The following is a 3,004-nucleotide window of genomic DNA, read 5'->3' as shown; positions in this document are numbered from 1 at the left end:
CTGCCGCCACCCGAGGGTTTGCAAGCCCAACTGCGCCCTTACCAACAACGGGGCTTCTCCTGGCTGTACAAAAACCTGCAACTGGGTTTTGGCAGCATCCTGGCTGACGACATGGGTTTGGGCAAAACCCTCCAAGTGATTACCCTTTTGCTGCAACTAAAAAATGAAGGGGATTTGTCTCCCCAAAATCGGGTACTGATTGTAGCGCCGACTACCTTGTTGAGCAACTGGGAACGGGAACTGGCCAAATTTGCGCCACAATTGCGCACGGGCATTTTTCACGGCGCCAACCGCGCACTGAAACAACTGGCTCAAACCGAAATCATCATCACCACTTACGGCACTACGCGTACCGATAAGGCCATTTTGAGTAAAGAAAAGTGGCTCTGTTTGGTGATTGACGAGGCCCAAAACATCAAAAACGCCAGTGCAGAACAAAGTAAATCGGTCAAAAGTATTCCTGCCCGCTCCTACCTGGCGCTGAGTGGTACTCCCGTGGAGAACCGATTGAGTGAGTATTGGAGCATTTTTGATTTCAGCAACAAGGGATACCTGGGCAGCAGCAAACAGTTCAAAAATGAATATGCCATCCCGATTGAAGCCGACCGCGATCAAAAGGTGCTTCAACGCTTCCACAAAGTGACCGCCCCATTTGTGATGCGCCGCCTCAAAACCGACAAAAGCATCATCAGCGATCTGCCCGACAAGCTGGAAATCAACCAGTATTGCCAGTTGACACCCCAACAGGCTGCCCTGTACGAGAGTATGGTCGAAAAATCGATGCGCGACATTGAGGCGAACGAAGGCAAAGCCCGCAATGCGCTGGTATTGACTTTGATCATGGCGCTGAAGCAGATCTGCAACCACCCTACCCAATACCTCAAAAAAGGGAAGGCCGATGCCGAACTCAGTGGCAAGGGTCCTTTGCTGCTCGATTTGGTGAGCCAGGCTTTTGACAACGACGAAAAGGTAATAATTTTTACCCAGTTCAGAGAAATGGGCGATATTTTGGTCAAAATCCTGGAAGCTGCTTTCGACATGCCCGTGCCCTACCTGCATGGCGGCACCTCGCGCCCCAATCGGGATAAAATGGTGGAAGATTTTCAGCAAAAACGCAGTTTGCGCTTGATGATTTTGTCTCTCAAAGCGGCAGGAACCGGGCTAAACCTTACTGCGGCCAGTCAGGTCATTCATTACGATCTTTGGTGGAATCCCGCCGTGGAGGCCCAGGCTACTGACCGCGCTTTCCGCATCGGGCAAACCAAAAATGTGGTGGCCCACCGTTTCATTACTACTGCTACTTTTGAGGAGCGCATCGATGCCATGATTCAGGAGAAAAAGGCCTTGGCCAATCTTACCGTGGCCAACGGCGAGCAGTGGATCGGAGATTTGTCGAATCAGGAGTTGCGGACGCTGTTTGCACTTGGGAAATAAGCGAAAATATTTAAATTTGGCCATCATTGACTCAAATTAATGCTTATGTTTTACAGTGCCCTCTACGACGAATTGCCCAAAATAGCAGAACAAGAAACCCACTCTATCATTGTGGTAGATCAAAAGCAGAGTTTGCCCAAAGGGGTGTACAGCTTCGTTGAAACGTATTGTACGGACAAAACTTGCGATTGCCGCCGAACGATTATCAAGGTTTTTACGCCTGAATCCAATTTTGAATACTCCCTTGCTGCAATTTCCTATGGTTGGGAACCTTTGGCTTTTTACAGGAACTGGGGCCGTTCACTTCCAAAAGATATGGTAGACATGCTCAAAGGCCCAGCACTGGATCCAACCCAGCCACAGTCGGAATTCAGCGAATTGCTACTCGAACAGTTCAAAACAAGCATCCAAGACAAGGAGTACCGCAACCGCATCATTCGGCACTACGTCATGTTTAAGGAAAAAACCGGGATGAAAACACATAAAGACATGGCCAAATGGTCGGTTTGGAATTTGGCTTGTCCATGTGGGAGCGGAAAAAAGTTTAAATTCTGTTGTGGGTCGAGGCGTTTGGTCTGATGATTTGTTTTAACAATTAAGCTCAAGCAAAATTCTCTGCTTTCCAGTCATCAATATTTTTAGTGGTAGATGAAAAATTCACCCCTACACCAATGACCGGTTTTCCTTTGTTCCAAAAAGCCTGATGATACTGCTTTTGGTGGATTTGCTGCAAGGCAACCTCCGGGCTTTGATCCAACTTGAATTCAAAAAGATAGACCTGAGTAGGCGTTTCAATCACCGCATCGGCACGGCCATCGGCCATACATACCTCACTCTGAACCTGAATGCCCATGTAGGTGAACAGCAAGTGCAGCGCGGCGTGAAAAAACTTTTCGGGATAAGTTTCATGCAACTGGAAAGGGATGCCTTTGAAGACGCCTTGTAACACCTGCATGGCCTTTTCCAATTGCTGATTCCAGAACATGGTTTCCAACTTGAACACCAGAGGGAGCCCTCCACCAAAGCGCAGACCACCAAAGGCTTCCAAGAGATAGCCATTCATGGCGCGTTCCACTTCATGGTTGGGGTAGTCAAGCTCATATAGGCCAAATGCATTGCGCGACTTGATGGTCAGGTAGCCCGTTTGATACAAAAGGCCGTATACATTGAGATTTTCCAAATCAAATGTATCAAAACTCTGTTCGGGTTGAGGATCGTTGGTAAAATTGTAGATGCCCTCTTGCTTGAGCAGATTGATGAGGAAGCTGGGGGTACCCGTCTCGAACCAGAAATTTTTAAACTCCCTGCGGTCAAAAAAGTTATTCACCGAAACGGGATTGTATACGCGATCTGCGTCTAGGTGAAACCGGTAGCCATTGTACCACCAGCGCAGTTTGTCGAGCAGTTCGGTTTGGGAAATGTTGAGTTGGGTGGCTGTGGCTACTAGTTCCTCCGCAAAATTGCTTTCGAGTTCCGCTTGGGTATATCCCAACATGGTAGCATACTGCGGGTGCATGCTGAGGTCGGTGAGATTGTTCATCCCCGAAAAGATGCCCACTTTGGAAAACTT

Annotated in this window: 3 protein-coding genes; 2 read left to right on the top strand and 1 reads right to left on the bottom strand. The window is 48.3% G+C overall.

The features are described from left to right. Positions 1 to 1,434 (top strand): DEAD/DEAH box helicase (locus tag ABW391_RS29105; protein WP_353485419.1); only part of this gene is annotated, 1,434 nt, incomplete at its 5' end. A gap of 45 nt (positions 1,435 to 1,479) precedes the next feature. Further along, positions 1,480 to 2,013: a YecA/YgfB family protein gene (locus ABW391_RS29100; RefSeq protein WP_353485418.1), complete on the top strand. Its 534-nt coding sequence runs from the start codon at positions 1,480 to 1,482 to the stop codon at positions 2,011 to 2,013. A 22-nt stretch (positions 2,014 to 2,035) separates the two neighbouring features. On the opposite strand, the gene ABW391_RS29095 is transcribed toward ABW391_RS29100, so the two are convergent. Next, positions 2,036 to 3,004, bottom strand: a 969-nt coding sequence (locus ABW391_RS29095) for a PD-(D/E)XK nuclease domain-containing protein (protein WP_353485417.1), incomplete at its 5' end; no start/stop codon positions are given.

Origin of the sequence: Haliscomenobacter sp., from assembly GCF_040403615.1 — a bacterium.
Taxonomy (GTDB): domain Bacteria; phylum Bacteroidota; class Bacteroidia; order Chitinophagales; family Saprospiraceae; genus Haliscomenobacter.
Note: the sequence above shows the minus strand (reverse complement) of the source record. Positions and strands in the feature narration are given on the sequence as shown.

Excerpts from the sequence above, each read along its gene's own strand:
- ABW391_RS29100 (WP_353485418.1), top strand. The coding sequence starts at position 1,480 with ATGTTTTACAGTGCCCTCTACGACGAATTGCCCAAAATAGCAGAACAA.